The organism is Actinobacillus genomosp. 1 (assembly GCF_029774175.1).
GTDB lineage: Bacteria > Pseudomonadota > Gammaproteobacteria > Enterobacterales > Pasteurellaceae > Actinobacillus.
In genome coordinates this window covers 2,079,842-2,101,904 of sequence record NZ_CP103834.1, presented here as the reverse complement: position 1 = coordinate 2,101,904, position 22,063 = coordinate 2,079,842, and the positions used below count along the sequence as shown (strand labels likewise).

Below are 22,063 nucleotides of genomic sequence, written 5' to 3'. Positions count from 1 at the left end.
TAGAATTTTGCAAATTGAACCGTTTTTTATTGCGAGCGAAATGATTTATTTTATTGCAGACCTACACCTCAACGAAGCACAACCTCAGATCACTGAACACTTTTTGCAATTTATGCAACAAAAAGCACCGCTTGCGGAAAGCGTGTATATCCTAGGTGATTTCTTTGATTTCTGGATTGGCGACGACGAACAATCCGAGCTTATCAACCAAGTGAAAAACGCCCTAAAAACCCTCACTACAAGCGGTGTAAAATGTTATTTTATTTGCGGAAACCGTGACTTCTTATTAGGTAAACGCTTCGCGCAAGAAACCGGTATTGAAATTCTGCCCGATTATTATCTGCTCAATTTATACGGCAATAAGACGCTGATTTGCCATGGCGATACGCTTTGCATTGATGATGTAAAATACCAACAATTCCGCCGTAAAGTACATCAAAAATGGCTGCAGTGGCTCTTTTTACGTTTACCGCTCTCATTACGCATCCGTATTGCGCAGAAAATTCGTGTTAAAAGTAAACAAGATAAACAATCTAAACCCGCCGACATTATGGACGTAAATCCGGCATTTACCGCCGAAACGGTAAAACGCTTCGCTGCCACTTACCTGATTCACGGTCACACCCACCGCCAAGCAGTGCATTCCGAAGCGGAATTTACCCGCATTGTCCTCGGTGACTGGAAAGCGGATTACGCTTCCGTTTTAAAATTTGATGAACAGGGATTTGAGTTTGTATGATAGATGTGATTATTCCTTGCTATAACGCCGAACAGACGTTAGTACGAGCGGTACAGAGTGCGTTAAACCAACCGGAATTAGGTATGTTATGGCTGGTTGATGATGCCTCAACCGATAATACGCTCGCATTAGCTCAACATCTGCAAGCGCAAGTACCGCATAAAATTCGTGTCGAATCAATGCCGAAAAACGGCGGTGTCGCTAAAGCTAGAAACTGGGGTGCATTACAAAGCGAAGCCGACTTTATTGCGTTTTTAGATGCGGATGATGCCTACGAAGATCATGCCCTGCAAATTGCCGAAGGGATTTTTACTTTTCGACCGGAAGCCGCCGTCGTCCGATTGACACTTAAACCGATAGAATTCCCCGAACGTTATACCGCTCACGCTAACTTTGAATATGCTTGGCAACATATGCGAATGACCTGCGGCGGGAATACCGTCTTTCGCCGTTCATTTTTTCTCGCTTGCGGCGGCTTTCCGCAACATCAGTTGTTTCGAGAATTAGGTGGTGAAGACGGAGCTTTGGGCATTGCCACGACTAAAATCAGTATGGTCGCAACCGCATTTAACGATGCCGGTGTTTTACATTACTACCACGAAGGGATGTATGCGGAACGTTTACTGGATGCGATTTTATTTAATCAACATCCGGCGGAGGTTACTCAAGAAAAAATGCTGCAAGCCGAAGCCGTGACCGAAAAGATCTGCCAACAAGTTCAACAGTTACAAGAATGCCTCACGACTAAAAAAATCGGGATAAAGCCTTTGAATATTCAGTGGAATTAGTTGAAAAATAGATAAAATCCGTCTAACATCTCTAATTGAGATTAATTATCAACTGTAATTACTATGAAACTTTTCTATATCATCACAGGATTCTTATGTATCGGACTTGGCATTTTAGGCGCAATTCTGCCGGGCTTACCGACTACGCCGTTTTTATTGCTTGCGCTTTTTTGCTTCGGAAAAAGTTCGCCTCGCTTACAACAATGGTTTATGCGCACTAAAATGTATCAAAAATATTTAAAGGAATATGATGAAAAACGTGCGATGACTATGAAGCAAAAAGTCACGATTTTGTTAATTTCCGCCCCGTTTTGCCTTGTTTCCTTTTTCGCATTACCGAATATTTGGGGCAAATTAACCTTAATTGCCGTTATCATCTGTCAATATTGGTACTTTTTCTGCAAAATCGCCACTATTCCGCCGGAAACAAACAATAGCCGCTCAAATGCTTAATCGAGATAAGATTCTTTAGTCTTCTTGCTTTTTACGTCTTGCTCTAGGATGAGTCGCATCATAAATCTTAGCAAGATGTTGGAAATCCAAATGCGTATAAATTTGAGTGGTAGAAAGATTGCTATGCCCGAGTAATTCTTGTACCGCACGCAAATCTCCGCTGGCCTCTAGCATATGAGTTGCAAACGAATGGCGTAATTTATGCGGATGCAAATGACTTTCCAATCCTTGTTTCTCGCCCCACTTTTGCATTACCAGTTGAATCGAACGGTGCGATAAACGCCCTCCCCGCTTATTCAGAAACACCGCATTATCTTGCGGTTTAAATTGTGATCTTACCTCCAACCAGTGATGTAATGCTTCAAGTGCTTTGGAACCAATAGGTACAATACGCTCTTTATTCCCTTTACCCAATAAACGCACTTCCCGTCCGGCTAAATCCATATCGCCTAAATCAAGCCCTTGTAACTCCGATAGACGCAAGCCGGAGCTGTACATCAATTCCATCATCGCCAGATCACGCAAGTCACTCGGCTCATGGCTATCGCTGGTTAATAGTTGCCCGACTTGTTCCGCATCAATATTCTTCGGTAAACGCTTACCTGCTTTCGGAGCTTTAATCCCAACCGCCGGATTGACCGACATCTGCTCTTGTCGAATTAAATAATTAAACCATTGACGTAACGCAACCAAACGTAAAGCGATACTCTTTGCCCCTAAGCCCTGCTTATTACTTTGCGAGATAATCCAACGCACCGTCGCACTATTCACCTCTTGCCATGTGCTAATACCGGCTTGACTAAGCATATCGCTCACCGCTAAAAGCTGACGCTGATAATTACTCAATGTATGTTGGCTGGCTTGTTTTTCGATACGTAAGTAATCCCAATAGGGCTTAGTTTGCAGATAGAGCGTATTTTGTGAATTAATCATAACGATGACACGTCGAAAGGAAGTAAACGAGAAAGGAAAACAAGCGGTCAAATTTGCAAAATTTTTTGCAAAAACAACCGCTTAATTCAATTACGCCAAATTAAGCTGACCGATACGTACGCCGACATTACCTAACGCCACCGGACTTAGATAATCGCCTAAAAATTCAAAAAGTTCGTTTACATCGGTGAAGCTACGCTGAATTTTGATATTTTCTTCTACTTTGCGGGTAAATTCATATTCTACTTGCGCACCGTTAATTTTTGCTTCCAAGGTAATAAGTACCGTTTCAAAGAAGTGATTCACGTTACCTTCTTCGCCCGGATCACTGACACGCACATTCCAATGATTGCTGAATAAAACTTCGGTTTTTGACATTGTGTTTTTCCTCTTATAAAAATACCCCCTCTTTAGTAAAGAGGGGGATTGGGGGAGATTTTAATTATTGTAAAACGGAAATATCCGCTACTTGCAAAAACAAGTTACGTAAATTATTTAGAATTGCCTGACGGTTACGGCGAAGATTTGCATCTTCTGCGTTTACCATCACTTTTTCAAAGAAGTTATCCACCGTTTCACGTAAACTCGCTAAGCGATCAAGTGCGGTTTGATATTCTCCGTTTGCAAATGCCGGAGCTAATTCCGTTTGTAAGCTAATTACTTGTTCTGCAAGCGCTTTTTCTTCCGCTTCAACTAATAGTGAACGGTCGATTTCGGTTGAAATTTCACCTTCCACTTTCGCTAAAATATTGCTTACGCGTTTATTCGCCGCTGCTAATGCTTCTGCTGAATCTAAAGTACGGAAATGCGACACCGCACGTACACGAGCGTCAAAGTCCGCTGGACGAGTTGGACGGCGAGCTAATACCGCCTGGATAACGTCCACCGCAATACCTTCGTCTTGATACCACGCACGGAAACGACCAAGCATAAAGTCCACTACATCTTCAACTACATTTGCGTTTGTTAATTTATCGCCAAACAATGCCGCTGATTTACGCACCAAATCTTCTAAATCAAGCGGTAAATTTTTCTCCACGATAATACGGAGCGAACCTAATGCCGCACGACGTAGTGCGAATGGGTCGGCGCTGCCTTTTGGTGCTTGACCGATACCGAAAATCCCCGTGAGCGTGTCGAATTTATCCGCTAATGCTACTGAACAAGCGACTAATGATTTCGGCAATTCATCGCCTGCGAAACGTGGCATATACTGCTCGTTCAACGCTACTGCCACTTCTTCATCTTCGCCGTCGTGGCGAGCGTAGTGCATACCCATCACGCCTTGTGTATCGGTAAACTCAAACACCATATTGGTCATCAAGTCGCATTTAGAAAGTAAGCCCGCACGTTCCGCTTTCGCTTTGTCCGCACCGATTTGCACAGCGATTTCGCCCGCTAACGCTTCGATACGAGCGGTTTTATCACGTAACGTACCTAATTGTTGTTGGAACAACACGGTTTCAAGGCGTGGTAAACGGTCTTCCAAACGTTGTTTTAAGTCGGTTTTGAAGAAGAATTCCGCATCGGTTAAACGTGGACGAACCACTTTTTCATTACCTTCGATGATTGCTGTTGGATCTTCCGGGTTGATGTTCGACACAAAGATAAAGTGCGGTAATAATTTGCCATCTTTATCATAGATCGGGAAGTATTTTTGGTCGCCTTTCATTGTATAAACCAAGGCTTCCGCAGGCACGGCAAGGAAACGCTCTTCAAATTTTGCGGTTAATACGTTCGGGAATTCTACTAATGAAGTCACTTCATCTAATAAGTCTTCTTCGATGTCTGCCACACCACCTAAAGCGGTCGCTTTTTCTTGCGATTTTGCAAGAATCAACGCTTTACGCTCGTTGAAGTCTGCAATAACCGAACCTTTTTCACGTAATGCTGTAAGGTATTCATCTGCGTGTGAAATGGTAAATTCACGCTCGCCTAAGAAACGGTGTCCACGCACTACGTTGGCGATTTTCACACCTAAAATTTCACCTTCGATTAGCTCACCACCAAAGAATAAAGTAACCGTATGCACAGGGCGCACGAATTGCTCGGTTTTATTGCCCCAACGCATCATTTTTGGAATCGGTAAATTCGCTAAAGAACGAGAAATAATGTCCACCAATAAATTTTTAGTCGGCTGACCTTCAATCACCGCACGGTGAACTAACCATTCGCCTTTATCGGTTGCAATACGATCCGCCTGCTCAACGGTAATGCCACAGCCTCTCGCCCAGCCTTCCGCTGCTTTGGTCGGCTTGCCGTCTACATCAAACGCCGCCGACACAGCAGGACCACGTTTCTCAATTTCTTTGCTTGGTTGAGCTGTCGCCAAACCTAACACCTTCACCGCCAAACGGCGTGGTGCAGCAAACCATTCCACTTTCTCGAATGATAAACCCGCTTGGTTTAATTCGTTTTCTACATTCTCCGCAAATGCGGTCGCTAATTTTTTGAGTGCCTTCGGTGGCAACTCTTCAGTGCCGATCTCGGCGAGGAAGTTTTGTGTTGTCATTGTTTATCTCTTAAAATTTTATATAAGTTCGTTTTTTTGAATTCTGTCAAATTCCTCACACTAACATGTAAGGTTAGGCATTGCATGGTTGCACAGCAACCTAATTTGTCGCAGAGCGACAACATTATGCTTAACCTAGTACGTAAGTGCTAGAGTGCAAAAGTTAATCGTTCTCTCGCACTCTCAACTTCGTTTTCACTTTTGCCAAATCTTCCCACTTGCATTCTTCGCTTTCGGGCAGTAAAAATCCACAATGTAATTTAGCAATGGCTTTTGTCGATTAAACCGAAAACCCAAAAGCTGATCTCGGTTTATCCGTTGCCACAATTTCCGCTCTGCGTCCGTTTGATCAGAACGCAATTTTTGCGAAAGTGGTTTTAGTGACTTTGAGTAGGGTTGCATTTAGCCCTTTCTCGCATAATTTAATCATCAGGAGGTTGCCCCTCGTGGGCTTGCCACTCACAAGCGGTTATTCTTAAATCGGTAAATACCGCTTTAAATGAGGAATCTTCAGGGCTGCAGGCATAAACACCGAAGTGGATTTTTCCTGTGGCGTTTGCCATATGGCAAATTCGCATTTGGCTGAAATTCACGCCGTCTGGCGAACATTCAATACGGAAATCTTGCTCCCTACGGCTCAAACGATACCACATTGTTTTTACACTTGCGGGAATTTCTGTGGTTGCCCAATCGGAATAACCTTGATTGGTTACCACCGAACCTAAATGCTGAAAATCGCCATTTTCATATTCCACCGAGGCTTTGAGCCAGTTTTCGCTATCGAGATACATCACCACACCGCATTGGTCAAAGCGGTGTTGGCTACCCGAAAAATCCGTTTTTACCACAAAAGAAAAGTACTGATCTTCCGTATCAATTTGTAACATTGGGGCATTATTATTTTTGAAATGATAATAAGTTTTCTGCCACAAATCGGTGTGCGGTTCGGTGGTGATTTCGATTTTTTCTTCAGTTATGAAATAAGATTTCGGCTTATTCCACCACTTAAATTGGCTGATCTCAAACTGCATTTTCCGGCTCATTTGCAAAATCTCCGAGAAATTTCACCGCTTGTTATGATGCGTTAGCAACGCACCCTACATTATTTTTTACAACCCGGGAAACCAAGTACCTCACGGCTTGCATAATAAGCTTCTGCTACACCTTTAGTTAAGGTGCGAATGCGTAAGATGTAGCGTTGGCGTTCAGTTACCGAAATCGCTTTGCGAGCGTCTAGCATATTGAAGCTGTGTGCTGCTTTTAAAATACGTTCGTAAGCCGGTAATGGTAACGGTTTTTCGAGTGCCAATAATTCGGTCGCTTCTTTTTCGTATTGTTCAAACGCTTTGAATAAGAAATCCACGTCTGCGTATTCAAAGTTGTAGGTAGATTGCTCTACTTCATTTTGGTGGAACACGTCGCCGTAAGTGGTTTTACCGAGCGGACCGTCTGACCATACGAGATCGTACACGCTGTCCACGCCTTGAATATACATCGCCAAGCGCTCTAAACCGTAGGTCACTTCACCCGTTACTGGCTTACACTCTAAACCGCCCACTTGTTGGAAGTAAGTAAATTGGGTCACTTCCATACCGTTTAACCACACTTCCCAGCCTAAGCCCCACGCACCTAAAGTTGGGTTTTCCCAGTTATCTTCCACGAAACGAATATCGTGTTGAGTCGGGTCGAAACCTAACATTTTGAGTGAGCCTAAATAGAGTTCTTGAATGTTATCCGGAGACGGTTTGATTACCACTTGGAATTGGTAGTAGTGTTGTAAACGGTTCGGGTTTTCGCCGTAACGACCGTCAGTCGGGCGGCGTGAAGGTTGAACGTAAGCGAACGCCATTGGCTCAGGGCCTAAGGCACGAAGTGCGGTCATTGGGTGAGAAGTACCTGCACCCACTTCCATATCAAACGGTTGAACAATGGTGCAACCTACGTTTGCCCAGTAATCTTGTAGGGCTAAAATCATACCTTGGAATGTTTTTACATTAAATTTTGTTGTCATTTTGCGATTCCTAAAAAATTCGTTCAAAAATACTAGTTATTATAGCCTGTAAGCGGTTGGATTTTGGAAATTTTTTGCAAATTTCTTTCTTAATAAGAATAGTTATTATTTTATGACTTATATCAATATAGCTTTAACGTTATATTTGCTAAACTAGTCTAATAATTAAACATTATTCTCCGAGGTTTTTATGAAATCTGTTTGGCTGCTTGGCGTAAGTTTGCTGACATTTTGTTCTGTAAGTTTCGCCCAAAATTCAACCGCTTACACGCCCTCCGAATTAGCCCTTTTCGCTGACGAATCACTCAAGCAATCCATTGGACAGCTTGAAGCCGGTGTGCCGATTAAACTATTGCAATCCAAACAAGACGCTTCACAAATCGAATTGGAAATGTGGCGTAAAAACAAAGGAGTGGGGCGTATTTGGTACAACCAATTTGCGAAACAAATTACCGATGCGGTAATGGATAAAAGTTTTATGCAAAATAACCCGACGTTTGAAGTGCTTGAGAAGAAAGAAGATCCGCTTACCGGTTTAGTATGGCAGAAAGTCAAATTACAAGCGTGGGTAAAAAATTCTAAATTCACCAATAGTCTGACAGATTTTTGGGCGAATGCGGAACAAACCTTTAAGACCGAATGTAGCGTCTGCCACAAACAACGTGATACCAAAATGCACGATGCGAATGAATGGGTTGCCGTATTTAACGGTATGGTCGGCTTTACCGACATGGACGAGCCGACCCGTAAACAAGTGCTACGCTATTTGCAAATGCATGCCTCAGACAGCCAACCGAAAGCCGCTAAATAAGGAGTTTGTATGTCATCATCACTTTCAACTTCACGCCGTCAATTCTTAAAAAATATGTCGCTGATGGCGACTTCTATGGCAATGCCGAATTTCCTTGTGCCAAGAGCAAATGCCGAAGCTTCACAAGCGGTCGAAAACGGTTGGAAAATTACCGGTGCGCAATGGGGTGCGGTACGAGCAAAAATTGAAAACGGTCGCATTGCCGAAATTAAGCCGTTCGAACTGGATAAACACCCGACCGAAATGATCAACGGCATCAAAGACTTGGTGTACGGTGAAGCACGTATTCGTTATCCAATGGTGCGCTTGGATTGGCTCAAAAACCGTCACAACAGCAACAGAACACAACGTGGCGATAACCGTTTTGTACGTGTCAGTTGGGACGAAGCGCTTGACCTGTTCTATGAAGAACTTGAGCGTATTCAGCAAAATTACGGCCCTTGGGCATTACATACCGCCAATGTCGGCTGGCGTTCTTCCGGTCAATTCCATAGCTGCGGTAACCATATGATCCGTGCGATTGCGATGCACGGCTCGAGCGTCGGTACCGTAGGCGATTACTCCACCGGTGCAGGGCAAACCATTTTGCCTTATGTGTTAGGTTCAACCGAAGTGTATTCACAAGGGACATCATGGGAAGTCATCCTTAAAGAAACCGAGAACTTAATTTTCTGGGCAAGCGATCCGGTCAAAAACTTACAAGTCGGCTGGAACTGCGAAACGCACGAATCTTACGGCTACTTAGAACAGCTTAAACAGAAAGTGGCGGAACAAAAAATCAATGTGATTAGCATTGATCCGGTGAAAAGCAAAACGCAAAACTTCCTTGGTTGTAAACAGCTTTATATCAATCCGCAAGCGGACGTGCCGTTTATGTTGGCGATTGCTCACACCTTATATCGTGAGAATTTATACGATAAAGCGTTTATTGATATGTACACGCTCGGTTTTGAGCAATTTGTGCCTTACTTACTTGGCGAAACCGAAGACAAAATTGAGAAAACCGCCGAATGGGCGGCACCGATTTGCGGCATTGAAGCGGAAGAAATCCGCAAATTTGCCCGTATGTTAGCCGGCAAACGTACCCAACTGATTTTCGGTTGGGCGATTCAACGCCAACAACACGGTGAACAGCCTTACTGGATGGGTGCGGTTTTAGCCGCGATGCTCGGACAAATCGGGCTTGCCGGCGGTGGTATCAGTTATGCACACCATTACAGTTCTATCGGCGTATCCAGTTCCGGGGCGGCAATGCCGGGGGCATTCCCATCTACTCTGGATAAGGATCAAGTCGCTAAATATACCAATAAAGATTACCAAGGCTATAGTGAGGTGATTCCAGTCGCTCGTACTACCGATTCTTTACTTCACTCAGGCGAAACCATTGATTACAACGGCAGAAAAATTACCTATGCGCCGTATAAAATGGCGATTTTCTCCGGTTGTAACCAATGGAGCCGCCAATCCGATTTGAATAAGATGAAACGCGCCTTCCAAAAATTGGAAACCGTGGTATCGATTAACTATAGCTGGACGGCAACTTGTCGTTTCTCCGATATTGTTTTACCGGCTTGTACGCCGTTTGAACGTAACGATATTGATGCCTACGGTTCTTACAGCAACCGAGGCGTTTTGGCGATGCAAAAATTGATTGAGCCGTTATATGAATCTCGCCCTGATTTTGAAATTTTCAAAGACTTATGTCGTCGCTTCGGCAAAGAAAAAGAATATTGCCGAGGTATGGACGAAATGGCGTGGTTAGAACGTCTATACAAAGATTGTCGCAATGCAAACCGTGGCAAATTTGCGATGCCGCCTTTCGCTGAATTTTGGCAAAAAGGCTATGTGCTGTTCCCAGAAGGCAAACCTTGGGTACGTCACGCCGATTTCCGTGAAGATCCGGAATTACACGCACTCGGCACACCTTCCGGCTTTATTGAAATCTTTAGCCGTAAAATTGCGAGTTTCGGCTATGCCGACTGTAAAGGCCACCCGATGTGGTTTGAAAAAGCGGAACGTTCGCACGGTGGGCCGAAATCGGATAAATATCCGTTCTGGCTACAATCCGTGCATCCGGATAAACGCTTACATTCACAATTGTGTGAAGCCAAATCGTTACGTGAAACCTACAGCGTGCAAGGACGAGAACCGTTTTATATGAATCCGCAAGATGCGGCAAAATTAGGCATTAAAGACGGCGATTTAGTACGTGTCTATAACGAACGTGGGCAAGTGTTAGTGGGTGCGGTGTTATCCGATAACTTCCCAAGCGGTGTCGTACGTTTACAAGAAGGAGCGTGGTTCTCACCGCTTGATGAAAGCGTGGGAGCGATTGATACTTACGGCTGCCCGAATACGCTAACACTCGATATTGGTGCTTCAAGTTTATCGCAAGCGACTTCTGTCAGTACCTGTTTAGTGAATGTGGAAAAATGGCAAGGCGATACACCGGCAGCGAACGGTTTCAGCGGCCCGACAGAGGTAGCTCGTTAATGGCAACGCAATTACTCAGTTCGGAAGAACGACTATTCTGTTACCGCTGGTTCCATTCGTTACTCGCCAAAGAGCTATCGGAACCGCAGCTACACGCATTACAAGCGGGTCAATTTGCCTCATTTTTTGCATTTCTTGCCGAGCTTGGTTTTCAACCACAAGTTACCGACTTGCAAAATGAATTGGCAAAATTGACCGCTTACGATTCACCTCACTTAGAACTGGCGGCGGATTTTGCGCAATGCTTTTTATTGGAGGGCAAATTAAGTGCGCTGCCGTACACCTCTTACTATTTGGATGAACGAGAACTCAGCGAAAATCTTGCGGTAATGGATCAATGGCTAACGAAATTTCAGCTTAAAATCAATCGATTACATAATGAACCGAGCGATCATCTCTGTATTTATTTAGAAGTGTTGATCAAACTGATTGAAACGGAACAGCCGGTTCAGGTTCAGCAACAATTTATCCGACAGCAATTACTCGGCTGGCTACCGCAATGGACGGAGAAAACCGCCCAAATTCACAGTAGTACCGCGTTTTATCAAATAATTAGTAATTTGTTGCTTGGTTTTCTACAACAAGATATTGCTTAACCATAAAGCTTAATGGGCGCTAATTTAGCATCCGTTAAGCGGTCAAATTTATGTTATTTTTTGCATGAGTACTTGTGCAAATCGTGCCGCTGCTTGCGGATCCGTATGCAGGTACAATGCCGGTTCGATCAATTCCAATTCATTCAGCAAAAATCGATCACCAATAATCGTACCGTCCACCCGTGCATAGATTGGCATTTCAGGCAATTTCATCAAAACATCTCGTGCTTGTCGAATAATATTTTGTGGAGGAACTGTCGGTAAAATTGCCACGCCATAAGCTGAATTTGCCCGCCATTCGCCTTTGGGCGGTTGGCGTCTTACCGCATGGCTAAATTCACCGGCAAAGAAAATCAAACTGGTTTCGCCATTCTCCGCCACTTCCTTAATATAGGGTTGTAACACGATTTGTTGTCCTAAATAGGGGCTAAAATCCGGTATCGCTTGATCCGCTTGCCATTTGATGACCGCATTACCACTCTGCCCGATCGCCGGTTTGATCACCACAGCTTGTCCGTTTTGGTGGTACGGCTGACAAGCGGTCTGAATTAGGGCGAGATCCGCCAATAATAGTTGGCTTGGAATCACATCTACGCCCATTTGCTGTAAATCCAGTAAATAGCTTTTGTGCATATTCCAATCCATTAACCAAACAGGATTTGCAAATTTTTGCCCGAATTCGACCGCTTGTTGCAGCCATTGGCGGAAGCGTTTCGGCTGTTGGGCGTAGTCCCACGCACAAAGCGGTAAGATAACATCAGCTTGCGGCTGATTTTGCCAGCAATCCACTTTGACTTGCAGTCCGTTAGCCTGTAATAAGCGAACCAGCGGTTGTAAATTCTCGGGAAGATTGGGGTAAGTTTGGCAGGTAGTAATGGCTATCGAATGTGACATAATAGGCTCAAAAAAGGCAAGTGAGCCAAAGCCCGCTTGCCACTAAATTGACGGGTTATTTTAACTTAATAAAAAATGTGCCTTGCGGTACAACCGGCAGATATTGACGGTGGAAATCCAAATAGGTTTTCTCCGGATCAATATCTTTAAACCGTTCAGGATAAAGCGTTTTCGCCATAAATTGCGCACTGGCTAAGTCGGTAATCGAACGAGACGCAGTGTGATAAATGCCGTACACATTGCCTTTTTTCACCGCTGGTACGTTCGACCAACCGGCTCGCTGAGTAAAACCGGCAAGGCGTTTTTGTGCATCCGCTTCACTGATATTAATCCCCATTGCCATAATTTCGGCATTTTTATCGGTACCCATTTCCGTACCGGAAATAATCACCACCTCTGGATTAGACGCTAAGAATTGCTCCGGATTAATCGGCCCCCAGTTTTCAATAAACGGTGCGGCAATATTGTCGCCACCAACCGTATTCGCAATCGCTCCCCACATATTTTTACCGAAAGTGAAGCTATATTCCGCCGGACCTTTGTTACCGAATTCAACGTAAATTTTCGGTGGTTTTTGACCGCTTGCCGCTACACGTTTTTGAATCTCTTTAATACCTTGTTCATATTCGCTTGCGATCTGATTTGCACGTGTTTCCGTACCGGCTAGTTGCCCGAAAAGTTGGATACTTTTCGTGTGTTTCTCTACGGTTTGCGCATTGAAGTCCACCACGACAATCGGAATACCGGCTTGCTCGATACGAGGAATATCGGCGGCGATCGTTTGATATTGCCAATCGGCTAACACCAATACATCCGGTTTTAACGCTAAGGTTTTTTCCAACGAGAAGGTACCGGCATTGATGTTACCGATATCCGCCATTTCTGCTAAATTGGGTAACGCTTTACTAAACAATGCCCAGCTACCGGGGTTAAATTTTTCCCAAAACTCACGTGAAATACCGACGACATGTTTAAAATTCTCCGAACCGGTTGCGGCAATATAGTCCGGATAATAAAAACCGAGTACCACACGTTTCGCCGGTACATCAACTTTCACTTGACGATCCAATACGTCTTGTAACACTTTTACTTCCGCTTGCGCTGAAATGCCGGCGAACAATAACGTACTGGCAATAAGCCGTTTAAAATACTGCTTTTTCATCGTAATCCTTATTTCACTTGATCGAGATATTCAAACAAACGTCCTTTATTCTCTGTGGTACGCTTTTCGATTTTCTCTATTTCTTTAGTTGCATTTTCTAAATTAGTCGGTTTACCTACCTGAATAATACCGCTCATATTCATCGTACGATGCGGAGGACAAACATACACATAAACCCCTTCATGCGTTAAGGCCAGAGTAAATTTTTCATTCTCTTTTGAAAGGAATTTTTCCGCTCCTTCCGGTATCGCTCGACTTTGTACCCAGTGTCCTTTATGAGTCGGAATAAAGGTCACCGTATCACCGACTTCCGCCTTAACAAAACCCGGTTCAAATACCATACCGCCGTCTTTACCGCTATCTAACATTTTAACTTCGTGATCTGCAGCCAATACACTGCCGGAAAAAACGAGCAAGCTCGCTAATAATACTTTTTTCATAATCTGCTCCTAATGCAACTGACGTAACGGGCGAATCACAGGCTGTCCGGTACAATCATATAAAATTTCAATTTCAACGTTATAGAGTTGGCGAATAAGATCCGCTTGTAACACTTGTTTCGCATCTCCAAACGCTTGTAATTTACCGTCTCCTAATAAAATGACCTGATCGGAAAACTGGGCGGCAAGACTCAAATCGTGTAACACCATAATCGTAATCAGATTATTTTGTTGCGTATATTGGCAAACGTGTTCCAATAAATTGATTTGGTGGTGCATATCCAACGCACTAACCGGTTCGTCTAATAATAAGATTTCCGGCTGACGTAATAATACTTGGGCAAACATCACCATTTGTCGCTGTCCGCCACTGAGCTGCATTACGTCTTGGTGAGCCAAATGCGCAATACCCAATTTCTGCATAATCGTAGCGACCTCGGTTAATAATTCGTCGCTGACATGCATATTTAATGCTTCCATTCTACCAAGCAAAATCACTTCCAAAGCAGTCAGCGATGCATCGACTTGCGTATCTTGCGGCATATAACCGATACGTTTACGCCATGCTGAAATCGCCTGTTTATTCAGTGCCTGATCCGCATAATGAATTTGTCCTTTACAACCGATTTCACCGAAAATCGTTTTCAATAGTGAGGATTTGCCCGCACCGTTCGGTCCTAATACCGTATAAACTTTCCCTTTTTCTAATGACAAATCCAGTTGATCGGCAATCACTAGCGAACCGCGTTTAATATGAACATCTGCAAGTTTTAACATAAATCCTACCGCTTATTATTTCTTGGTCAGTACAATCCAAAAGAAGAAAGGTACGCCGACAAATGAAGTAATGATACCTACTGGGAACAATGCACCGGGAACAATCACTTTTGATAATACCGAAGCAACCGATAAAAATGCCGCACCGATTAACATTGCACCGGGCAGAAAAAAGCGTTGGTCTTCGCCCAATAACATCCGCGCCACGTGCGGTGCGACCAAACCGATAAAGCCGATAATGCCGACAAAGCTAATCGCGGTTGCAGTCATAATCGCCACTAAGACTAACGTTTTTAAACGTAAGCGTTGCAAGTTGATCCCTAGACTGAGCGCACGTGCTTCACCTAAGCGCAAAGCGGTCAATTTCCATAAATCTTTTGCAAGTAAGCTAACGCACACAATGATCACTACCGTTGCAATCGAGAGATTTTCCCAGGTCGCTTTGGTTAAACTGCCGAATAACCAAAACAGAATTTGTTGCGAAATTTCCGGTGCGGCAATAAATTGAATCAACGATAGCAGTGATTGGAATAAAAACAATAACGCAATACCGACTAACACCAACATCGCCGAACTAAAACGACGCATTGAGGCAAACACAAACAAAATACCGGATGCCAACATCGTCATCACAAAAGCACCTAACGGCACGGCAAACGCCGAAGGCAAACCAAAACCGCCAAATGCAATCACCGTTGAAGCACCTAACCCTGCCGCTGCGGCTAAACCTAAGGTATAAGGGCTTGCCATCGGGTTATTCAGTAAGGTTTGAATCTCCGCACCGCCAACACCTAATGCCGCCCCGACTACCAACGCCATTAATGCCATGGGTAAACGTAAGTCATAAACGATAACGTTGGTGGTGGTTTCCACATCTTCAAAACGTAATAACGCTTTGACCACTTCATCTAGCGGTAACATAGAAGGACCGGTGACAATATCGAATACCAAACCGATTAAACTAATCGCAAGGAAAATAAGAACGATAAACCAACGCTTGCGTTCCAGCTTGCGTTGGTTTTGAACGATCTTTTCAATCGTTAAATGACCCATGACTATTTACTCTCTGGATAGAGGTAGAAAGTCCCTTGCGGTACGAGAGGTAAGTTTTTACGGTAAAACTCTTGATAAGTTTTAGTCGGATCTAAATCTTTAAAGAGTTCCGGATAAACCGCTTTTGCCACAAATTGAATTGAAGCACTATCGGAAAGCGTACGAGAGTTGGCATGATATACACCGTATAAGCGATGATTTTTAATTGCCGGTAATTCAGACCAACCCGGGCGTTTCGCAAAGCCGGCTAAGCGTTTTTGCGCTTCTTGTTTATCAATATTAAAGCCCGCTACCATTGCTTCCGGATTTTTCTTCAGTTCGGTTTCGCGTCCGGAAATAATCACCACATCCGGTTTAGCCGCTACCACTAATTCAGGGTTAATCGGGCTATAAAATTCCACCGCATTTTTAGCAATATTTTCCGCACCGACCAAATCAATCATTGCGCCCCACATACTTTTACCGAACGTAAAACTATGCTCTGCCGGCCCTTTATTTCCAAATTCAACATACACTTTTGGTTTCGGTAAGTTAGCCTTTGCAACACGATCTTGAATCTCTTTCACAATTGCTTTGTATTCTTCGTTTAACTGTTTTGCTTTGGCTTCTTGTCCGGTTAATTGACCGATAATCTCGGTAGATTTCACGTGTTTATCAACCGTTTGCGCTAAATAATCCACTACAACAACCGGAATGCCTGCTGTTTCTAGCGGTTCTAAATCCGAATCTAACGCTTTAAATTGCCAATCCGCCATTAACACGAAGTCCGGTTTCAGCGCTAAAATTTTCTCGATTGAGAAAGTCCCAACCTCGACTTCGCCAATATCTTCCAATTGATTTAATTTCGGTACTGCTTTACTAAATTCCGCCCAACTTGCCGGTGCCCAATCAGACCAAACCGCTTTAGAAAAGCCCACCACATTATCTAATGCTTTTTCACCACCGACTGCCATATAGTCTTGATAGTTAAATGCGAGTACCACTCGTTTAGCAGGCAACTCAACCGTCACTTTACGTTCAAGTATATCGGTAATTTCCGTCGGCTTCGCATTAGCGAATCCGGATAATGCAAATAATGTCGCAAATGCAACCGCTGTTAATTTTGCTGCTCTTAACATAAATACACCTTCAAAATAAGCATAAGTACAATTTATTATTCATTTTAGTTTATTTTAATCAAATGAAAATCATTACTAGTTGCTTTTTATCAAATTTTGTGAACTTTATCAAAAAAAATCCATATTTAATGCTTAAATAAAACGACATAACGCAAGAAATCCAAACATTTATCAGGTAGAATAGTTTTTATCAAAGAGAAAAGATATGAGGAGCATCTATGAACATTCCATTCTGCTTACCTGAAAATATTAGCCCGGAAACTTTCTTGCGTGATTATTGGCAAAAACGACCGCTGTTAATCCGTAACGGCTTACCGCAAATTGTCGGATTATTCGAGCCGGAAGATATTATGGAGTTAGCGTTAGAAGAGGAAATCACTGCTCGCTTAATCAAATGTGAAAATGAGCAATGGTCGGTTAAAACCAGTCCGTTTACGGAAAGCGATTTACAAGACTTACCGGCTCAATTCTCAGTTATGGTACAAAACTTAGAACAATGGTCGCCGGAGCTCGGTGCCTTGTGGCAAGCGTTTAGTTTCTTACCGCAATGGCAACGTGACGACATTATGGTTTCTTGTTCGCCTCAAGGCGGTACCGTCGGTAAACATTATGATGAATACGATGTATTCCTTGTTCAAGGTTACGGACAACGTCGCTGGCAGCTTGGCAAATGGTGTGATCCTTCCACCGAATTTAAACCGAATCAGCCGATCCGTATTTTTGACGATATGGGCGAATTGGTGTTAGACGAAGTGATGAATCCGGGTGATGTGCTTTATGTGCCTTCGCGTATGGCTCACTACGGCGTATCGGAAACGGACGGTCTGACTTTCTCATTCGGTTTACGTTATCCAAATGCGGCGGATCTCCTCGAAAACTTCTGCAAAACCTTAGAACACCATTCGGAAGTGATTGCCGGTTCGGAATTTAATATCCCGTTCCGTCTTGCACCGCATGAACAACCGAATGCGTTACTTGATCCGAAAATGGTAAAAGTGCTAAAACATCAATTAATCGACTTATTACAAAACTCTGATCAATTTGATGAAATCTTTACGCATAGTGTTGCTACTGCGGTAAGTTCGCGTCGTTACGATCTACTACAAACGGATAACGAATACTATCCAGATGAAGTACAAGGTATTTTAGAAGAAGGCGGTTGGATTCAACAAGATGCGAATGTCAAAATGCTCTACACCGAAAATCCTCAACGTATCTATGTAAACGGTGAGTGGATTGACGAGCTAAACGAAGCGGAGCAAAACCTGTTAATCCGTATCGCAAACGGCGATGCAATTTCATGGAACAAACTGGCTTCTAAAGCGAAAGATCAGGAAGAACTCGAGTTATTACTAGATACCCTATGTGATTGGTTGGATAACGGCTGGGTTATTTTAGAAGAAGCGGAATAATTCAACCTCATTTTATAAAGGCAGGTATATTCCTGCCTTTTGTTTTTACAAGCGGTCTGATTTCCACAAATTTTTGCAAAAAATCAACCAAAAGTGACTGCTTATGGCATCGAGAATATAAAAGAAAAGGCTTGGGTTTCCCCAAGCCTTTTATCTTTCGCATTAAGCGCGTGCGAATTATTCGCCAAGACGCTCTTTGATACGTGCAGATTTACCTGAACGCTCACGTAAGTAGTAAAGTTTAGCTTTACGTACTGCACCTTTACGTTTAACAGAAATACTGTCCACTACAGGTGAGTGAGTTTGGAATACACGTTCAACGCCTACGCCGTTTGATACTTTACGTAGAGTGAATGCAGAATGCAAGCCACGGTTACGAATTGCAATAACCACGCCTTCGAACGCTTGCAAACGTCTTTTACTACCTTCTACTACCCATACCTTAACTTCTAATGTGTCACCCGGACGGAAGCTAGGTACGTTTTGTTTTAACTGTTCTTGTTCGATTTGTTTGATGATGTTACTCATTTTAAAAACCTTCTAAATCCTAGAATTAACTGATTTTGTGTTGTTTCTTAATTTTAGCCAACAACACGCGTTGTTCGTCAGTCAGAGCTAGGCTATCCAATAGCTCAGGGCGTCTTAACCACGTACGTTCAAGCGATTGTTCTAATCGCCATTTACGAATATTTTCGTGGTGACCCGACATCAGCACTTCGGGAACAGGAATACCGTCTAACATTTCCGGACGAGTGTAATGCGGACAATCCAATAAACCTGTCGCAAATGAATCTTCATCTGCAGAGGCCTGCTTGCCTAACACTCCGGGAACAAATCTCGCAACAGCGTCAATTAACGTCATTGCAGGCAATTCGCCCCCTGTAAGCACATAATCACCGATTGACCATTCTTCATCAACTTCGGTTTGAATCAATCGTTCATCAACCCCTTCATATCGTCCACAAATTAAAATTAATTTCCGATTTGAAGCCAGTGTTTTCACACCTTGTTGATCCAGCTTACGCCCTTGTGGTGAGAGATAAATAACTTTTGCCTCTACACCATCTTCTGCTCTTGCTGCTTGCTTCGCTGCATGAATCGCATCACGCAAAGGTTGCACCATCATTAACATTCCAGGCCCACCGCCATAAGGGCGATCATCAACCGTTTTATGTTTATCAAACGTGAAATCACGAGGATTCCAACATTGAATTTGCAGAAGATCTTGTTTTACCGCACGTCCTGTCACCCCAAAATCGGTAATTGCTTTAAACATTTCAGGGAACAGTGAAATGATACCAATCCACATAATTTATCCTCAAATGTCCTTACTACTTAAAGTCAAAGCGCACCGCATACCTGAGGTTAGAAACCAGCGTCCCAATCCACCGTAATTGTTTTAGTGGCGAGATCTACTCTTTTAACTACTTGTTCATATAAGAACGGAATTAATCGTTCTTGCTTACCGAAAGCATCTTTACTGTTAGCGCGTACAACCAAAACATCATTTGAACCCGTTTCCATCAATTCGGTTACAACACCCATGGTATATCCTTCAAGGTTTACAACTTGGCAACCGATTAAATCGTGCCAGTAATAATCCCCTTCCTCCAATTCAGGAAACACAGATAAATCTACGCCGATTTCGGCATTCGTCAATAACTGTGCGCTCTCACGGTCGTCGGTACCTTTTAATTTCACAATCAAATCATTGCTGTGGTAACGCCAACTTTCTAATTCGATCGGTTGCCATTGCCCCTTAATTTTTAAGAACCAAGGCTGATAATCGAAAATGCTTTCAGTTTCTTCAGTTGATGAATAGAGGCGTAACCAGCCACGAATCCCATAGGTTGCCCCTAGTTTTCCGACAACTTCAATTTTTTGTTCGCTCATACTACTCACCTACTTTGCAAAATAAGAAATTAAGCCGCTTTACGAGCTTCTTTCACTAAAGATGCAACACGATCTGAAAGTTCAGCACCTTTAGCAACCCAAGCATCAACTTTAGCCACGTCTAAACGTAAACGTTCAGCTTGACCTGCTGCTAATGGATTGAAGAAACCGATACGCTCGATGAAACGACCGTCACGTGGTGAACGGCTGTCTGCTACCACGATTTGATAGAATGGGCGTTTTTTAGCTCCGCCACGAGTTAAACGAATGGTTACCATAACCTTCCTCTAAAAATGTTGATAGTAAAAAATAAAACCCTCGTTCGAGGTGAGGGTACTAAACGTGCTTTATTATCTAAATTTAAGATAGAAAAAGCGGGTAAATTATACTGATTTTCTACGAAATTACAAGAAAAGATCTATGAGATGGGCGTTATTCACAATAAAATACTAACTTATCTGAGAAAAATAAAGCCCGAGATAAACTCGGGCTTTTAGATAAGCTATTTAAGCTATTATTCCGCAGCTGCTTCAGCAACTTCAGGACGATCAACTAATTCAATGTAAGCCATTGGCGCGTTGTCGCCTGCACGGAAACCACATTTTAAGATACGAGTATAACCACCCGCACGTTGTGCAAAACGTGGACCTAATTCATTGAATAATTTAGCAACTGTTTCTACGTTGCGTGTACGAGCAAAAGCTAAGCGACGATTTGCAACGCTATCTTCTTTTGCTAAAGTAATTAATGGTTCAACTACACGACGTAACTCTTTAGCTTTAGGTAAAGTTGTTTTAATGATCTCATGACCGATTAAAGCACTTGCCATATTACGGAACATCGCTTGGCGATGGCTGCTGTTACGGTTTAATTGACGTCCACTCTTACGATGGCGCATAACCTATTCCTTCTTAGAAAATCTAATACCTAAAATTAGTCTTCAGCAATACTTGCCGGAGGCCAATTCTCAAGGCGCATACCCAGTGATAAGCCGCGAGAAGCAAGCACATCCTTAATCTCAGTAAGTGATTTCTTACCAAGGTTAGGTGTTTTTAATAACTCAACTTCTGTACGCTGTACTAAATCACCGATATAGTGAATTGTCTCTGCTTTCAAACAGTTAGCAGAACGAACTGTCAGCTCTAAATCATCTACCGGACGGAGTAAAATCGGATCAAATTCCGGTTTCTCTTCCTTCACTTCAGGCTGACGGACATCACGTAAATCAACGAATGCATCTAACTGTTCTGCTAAAATTGTAGCAGCCCGACGAATGGCTTCTTCTGGATCGATTGTGCCATTTGTTTCCATCTCAATGATGAGTTTATCTAAGTCTGTGCGTTGTTCAACACGAGCAGCTTCCACATTGTAAGCAATGCGATCTACTGGGCTAAAACGAGCATCAACTAATAAACGACCGATTGGACGATCTTCATCTTGAGAATGTACACGAGCAGATGCTGGTACATAACCACGACCACGTTGAACACGAATACGCATACTAATCGCTGCGTCTTTATCTGTTAAATGACAGATAACATGGTGTGGATTTACAATTTCTACGTCACCATCATGCGTAATGTCGGCTGCAGTTACAGGGCCAATTCCAGACTTATTTAGTGTCAAGATAATATCATCTTTACCCGACACTTTTACCGCTAGACCTTTAAGGTTTAACAATACTTCAAGAATATCTTCTTGTACGCCTTCTTTGCTGCTGTATTCATGTAATACACCATCAATTTCAACTTCTGTAACGGCACAACCCGGCATAGACGAAAGTAAAATGCGACGAAGTGCGTTACCTAAGGTATGGCCAAAACCACGTTCTAACGGTTCTAAGGTCACTTTTGCGTGAGTAGAACTAATTTGTTCAATATTCACTAAGTGCGGCTTTAAAAATTCTGTCACAGAACCCTGCATTTTATCCTCTCTTTGTTTTTAAGCTTTATTTACTAATTTAATAATATAATTTAAA

General features: G+C 43.1%; 24 protein-coding genes and 1 pseudogene. 7 read left to right on the top strand and 18 right to left on the bottom strand.

All coding sequences use genetic code 11. The features are described 5' to 3' along the window. Positions 1 to 40 precede the first annotated feature (40 nt). The 3 genes from lpxH to NYR63_RS09910 all read left to right on the top strand — a co-directional run bounded on the left by lpxH (position 41) and on the right by NYR63_RS09910 (position 1,980). The gene (gene lpxH, locus NYR63_RS09920) at positions 41 to 739 is read left to right on the top strand and encodes a UDP-2,3-diacylglucosamine diphosphatase (protein WP_431831762.1); all 699 of its coding nucleotides are present in this window, start codon (positions 41 to 43) and stop codon (positions 737 to 739) included. After that, positions 736 to 1,527, top strand: coding sequence for a glycosyltransferase family 2 protein (locus NYR63_RS09915; protein ID WP_279457356.1), 792 nt, complete (start codon positions 736 to 738; stop codon positions 1,525 to 1,527). The genes lpxH and NYR63_RS09915 overlap by 4 nt, the downstream gene beginning before the upstream one ends. A 63-nt stretch (positions 1,528 to 1,590) precedes the next feature. Then, positions 1,591 to 1,980 carry a YbaN family protein gene (locus NYR63_RS09910; RefSeq protein ID WP_279457355.1) on the top strand — a complete coding sequence of 130 codons (390 nt, stop codon included), beginning with the start codon at positions 1,591 to 1,593 and terminating at the stop codon, positions 1,978 to 1,980. Between the two features lie 15 nt (positions 1,981 to 1,995). Here the strand turns inward: NYR63_RS09910 and xerC are convergent, their stop codons facing one another. From xerC to glyQ, 6 genes and pseudogenes are all read right to left on the bottom strand, one after another. Beyond that, positions 1,996 to 2,913 carry a tyrosine recombinase XerC gene (xerC, locus tag NYR63_RS09905; protein WP_279457354.1) on the bottom strand — a complete coding sequence of 306 codons (918 nt, stop codon included), beginning with the start codon at positions 2,911 to 2,913 and terminating at the stop codon, positions 1,996 to 1,998. A 90-nt stretch (positions 2,914 to 3,003) separates the two neighbouring features. After that, positions 3,004 to 3,291: a DUF5377 family protein gene (locus NYR63_RS09900; RefSeq protein WP_126375403.1), complete on the bottom strand. Its 288-nt coding sequence runs from the start codon at positions 3,289 to 3,291 to the stop codon at positions 3,004 to 3,006. Between the two features lie 64 nt (positions 3,292 to 3,355). Then, positions 3,356 to 5,425 carry a glycine--tRNA ligase subunit beta gene (glyS, locus tag NYR63_RS09895; protein WP_279457353.1) on the bottom strand — a complete coding sequence of 690 codons (2,070 nt, stop codon included), beginning with the start codon at positions 5,423 to 5,425 and terminating at the stop codon, positions 3,356 to 3,358. Between the two features lie 225 nt (positions 5,426 to 5,650). Then, positions 5,651 to 5,827: pseudogene (locus tag NYR63_RS09890) on the bottom strand (endonuclease domain-containing protein); the annotation flags it as partial. 20 nt (positions 5,828 to 5,847) lie between these two features. Further along, a complete protein-coding gene (locus tag NYR63_RS09885) occupies positions 5,848 to 6,468 on the bottom strand; it encodes a DUF1349 domain-containing protein (RefSeq protein WP_279457352.1) in 621 nt (206 codons plus the stop codon). A 59-nt stretch (positions 6,469 to 6,527) separates the two neighbouring features. Continuing rightward, the gene (glyQ, locus tag NYR63_RS09880) at positions 6,528 to 7,436 is read right to left on the bottom strand and encodes a glycine--tRNA ligase subunit alpha (protein ID WP_275218268.1); all 909 of its coding nucleotides are present in this window, start codon (positions 7,434 to 7,436) and stop codon (positions 6,528 to 6,530) included. 190 nt (positions 7,437 to 7,626) lie between these two features. On the opposite strand from glyQ, the gene NYR63_RS09875 reads away from it, so the two are divergent. The 3 genes from NYR63_RS09875 to torD are packed head-to-tail and all read left to right on the top strand — an operon-like array spanning position 7,627 to position 11,336. Beyond that, the gene (locus NYR63_RS09875) at positions 7,627 to 8,247 is read left to right on the top strand and encodes a pentahemic C cytochrome (protein WP_279457351.1); all 621 of its coding nucleotides are present in this window, start codon (positions 7,627 to 7,629) and stop codon (positions 8,245 to 8,247) included. A gap of 9 nt (positions 8,248 to 8,256) precedes the next feature. Beyond that, the gene (torA, locus tag NYR63_RS09870; RefSeq protein ID WP_279457350.1) at positions 8,257 to 10,740 is read left to right on the top strand and encodes a trimethylamine-N-oxide reductase TorA; all 2,484 of its coding nucleotides are present in this window, start codon (positions 8,257 to 8,259) and stop codon (positions 10,738 to 10,740) included. Further along, positions 10,740 to 11,336, top strand: coding sequence for a molecular chaperone TorD (gene torD / locus NYR63_RS09865; protein WP_279457349.1), 597 nt, complete (start codon positions 10,740 to 10,742; stop codon positions 11,334 to 11,336). Before torA ends, torD begins: the two co-directional genes overlap by 1 nt. Before the next feature lie 48 nt (positions 11,337 to 11,384). Here torD and NYR63_RS09860 read toward each other — a convergent pair whose 3' ends face one another. From NYR63_RS09860 to NYR63_RS09835, 6 genes are read right to left on the bottom strand one after another with little or no spacing between them, the layout of a single operon-like run. Further along, on the bottom strand, positions 11,385 to 12,230 hold the full coding sequence (locus NYR63_RS09860; RefSeq protein ID WP_279457348.1) for an ATP-grasp domain-containing protein: 846 nt from the start codon (positions 12,228 to 12,230) through the stop codon (positions 11,385 to 11,387). 55 nt (positions 12,231 to 12,285) lie between these two features. Next, complete coding sequence (locus tag NYR63_RS09855) at positions 12,286 to 13,392, bottom strand: ABC transporter substrate-binding protein (protein ID WP_279457347.1); 1,107 nt, start codon at positions 13,390 to 13,392, stop codon at positions 12,286 to 12,288. Positions 13,393 to 13,400: 8 nt separating this feature from the next. Then, positions 13,401 to 13,832 carry a pseudoazurin gene (locus NYR63_RS09850; RefSeq protein ID WP_279457346.1) on the bottom strand — a complete coding sequence of 144 codons (432 nt, stop codon included), beginning with the start codon at positions 13,830 to 13,832 and terminating at the stop codon, positions 13,401 to 13,403. Between the two features lie 9 nt (positions 13,833 to 13,841). Continuing rightward, on the bottom strand, positions 13,842 to 14,609 hold the full coding sequence (locus tag NYR63_RS09845) for an ABC transporter ATP-binding protein (protein WP_279457345.1): 768 nt from the start codon (positions 14,607 to 14,609) through the stop codon (positions 13,842 to 13,844). A 15-nt stretch (positions 14,610 to 14,624) separates the two neighbouring features. Then, positions 14,625 to 15,662: a FecCD family ABC transporter permease gene (locus NYR63_RS09840; protein WP_279457344.1), complete on the bottom strand. Its 1,038-nt coding sequence runs from the start codon at positions 15,660 to 15,662 to the stop codon at positions 14,625 to 14,627. Between the two features lie 2 nt (positions 15,663 to 15,664). Beyond that, positions 15,665 to 16,780, bottom strand: a complete 1,116-nt coding sequence (locus NYR63_RS09835; protein ID WP_279457343.1) for an ABC transporter substrate-binding protein — start codon at positions 16,778 to 16,780, stop codon at positions 15,665 to 15,667. A 218-nt stretch (positions 16,781 to 16,998) separates the two neighbouring features. Here NYR63_RS09835 and NYR63_RS09830 point away from each other — a divergent pair, with 218 nt between their 5' ends. Further along, positions 16,999 to 18,192 (top strand): cupin domain-containing protein, encoded by a 1,194-nt coding sequence (locus NYR63_RS09830; protein ID WP_279457342.1) that lies wholly within the window; start codon positions 16,999 to 17,001, stop codon positions 18,190 to 18,192. 177 nt (positions 18,193 to 18,369) lie between these two features. On the opposite strand, the gene rplS is transcribed toward NYR63_RS09830, so the two are convergent. From rplS to NYR63_RS09800, 6 genes are all read right to left on the bottom strand, one after another. Continuing rightward, complete coding sequence (gene rplS, locus NYR63_RS09825) at positions 18,370 to 18,720, bottom strand: 50S ribosomal protein L19 (RefSeq protein WP_005599346.1); 351 nt, start codon at positions 18,718 to 18,720, stop codon at positions 18,370 to 18,372. A gap of 25 nt (positions 18,721 to 18,745) precedes the next feature. Continuing rightward, positions 18,746 to 19,501, bottom strand: a complete 756-nt coding sequence (trmD, locus tag NYR63_RS09820) for a tRNA (guanosine(37)-N1)-methyltransferase TrmD (RefSeq protein ID WP_279457340.1) — start codon at positions 19,499 to 19,501, stop codon at positions 18,746 to 18,748. Positions 19,502 to 19,557: 56 nt separating this feature from the next. Then, entirely contained in the window at positions 19,558 to 20,085 is a 528-nt protein-coding gene (gene rimM / locus NYR63_RS09815) for a ribosome maturation factor RimM (RefSeq protein ID WP_279457338.1), read from the bottom strand. Between the two features lie 29 nt (positions 20,086 to 20,114). Next, a complete protein-coding gene (gene rpsP / locus NYR63_RS09810) occupies positions 20,115 to 20,363 on the bottom strand; it encodes a 30S ribosomal protein S16 (RefSeq protein WP_005625134.1) in 249 nt (82 codons plus the stop codon). A 236-nt stretch (positions 20,364 to 20,599) separates the two neighbouring features. Continuing rightward, the gene (rplQ, locus tag NYR63_RS09805) at positions 20,600 to 20,983 is read right to left on the bottom strand and encodes a 50S ribosomal protein L17 (protein WP_115587763.1); all 384 of its coding nucleotides are present in this window, start codon (positions 20,981 to 20,983) and stop codon (positions 20,600 to 20,602) included. 35 nt (positions 20,984 to 21,018) lie between these two features. Beyond that, positions 21,019 to 22,008 carry a DNA-directed RNA polymerase subunit alpha gene (locus tag NYR63_RS09800; RefSeq protein WP_279457336.1) on the bottom strand — a complete coding sequence of 330 codons (990 nt, stop codon included), beginning with the start codon at positions 22,006 to 22,008 and terminating at the stop codon, positions 21,019 to 21,021. Positions 22,009 to 22,063 lie beyond the last annotated feature (55 nt).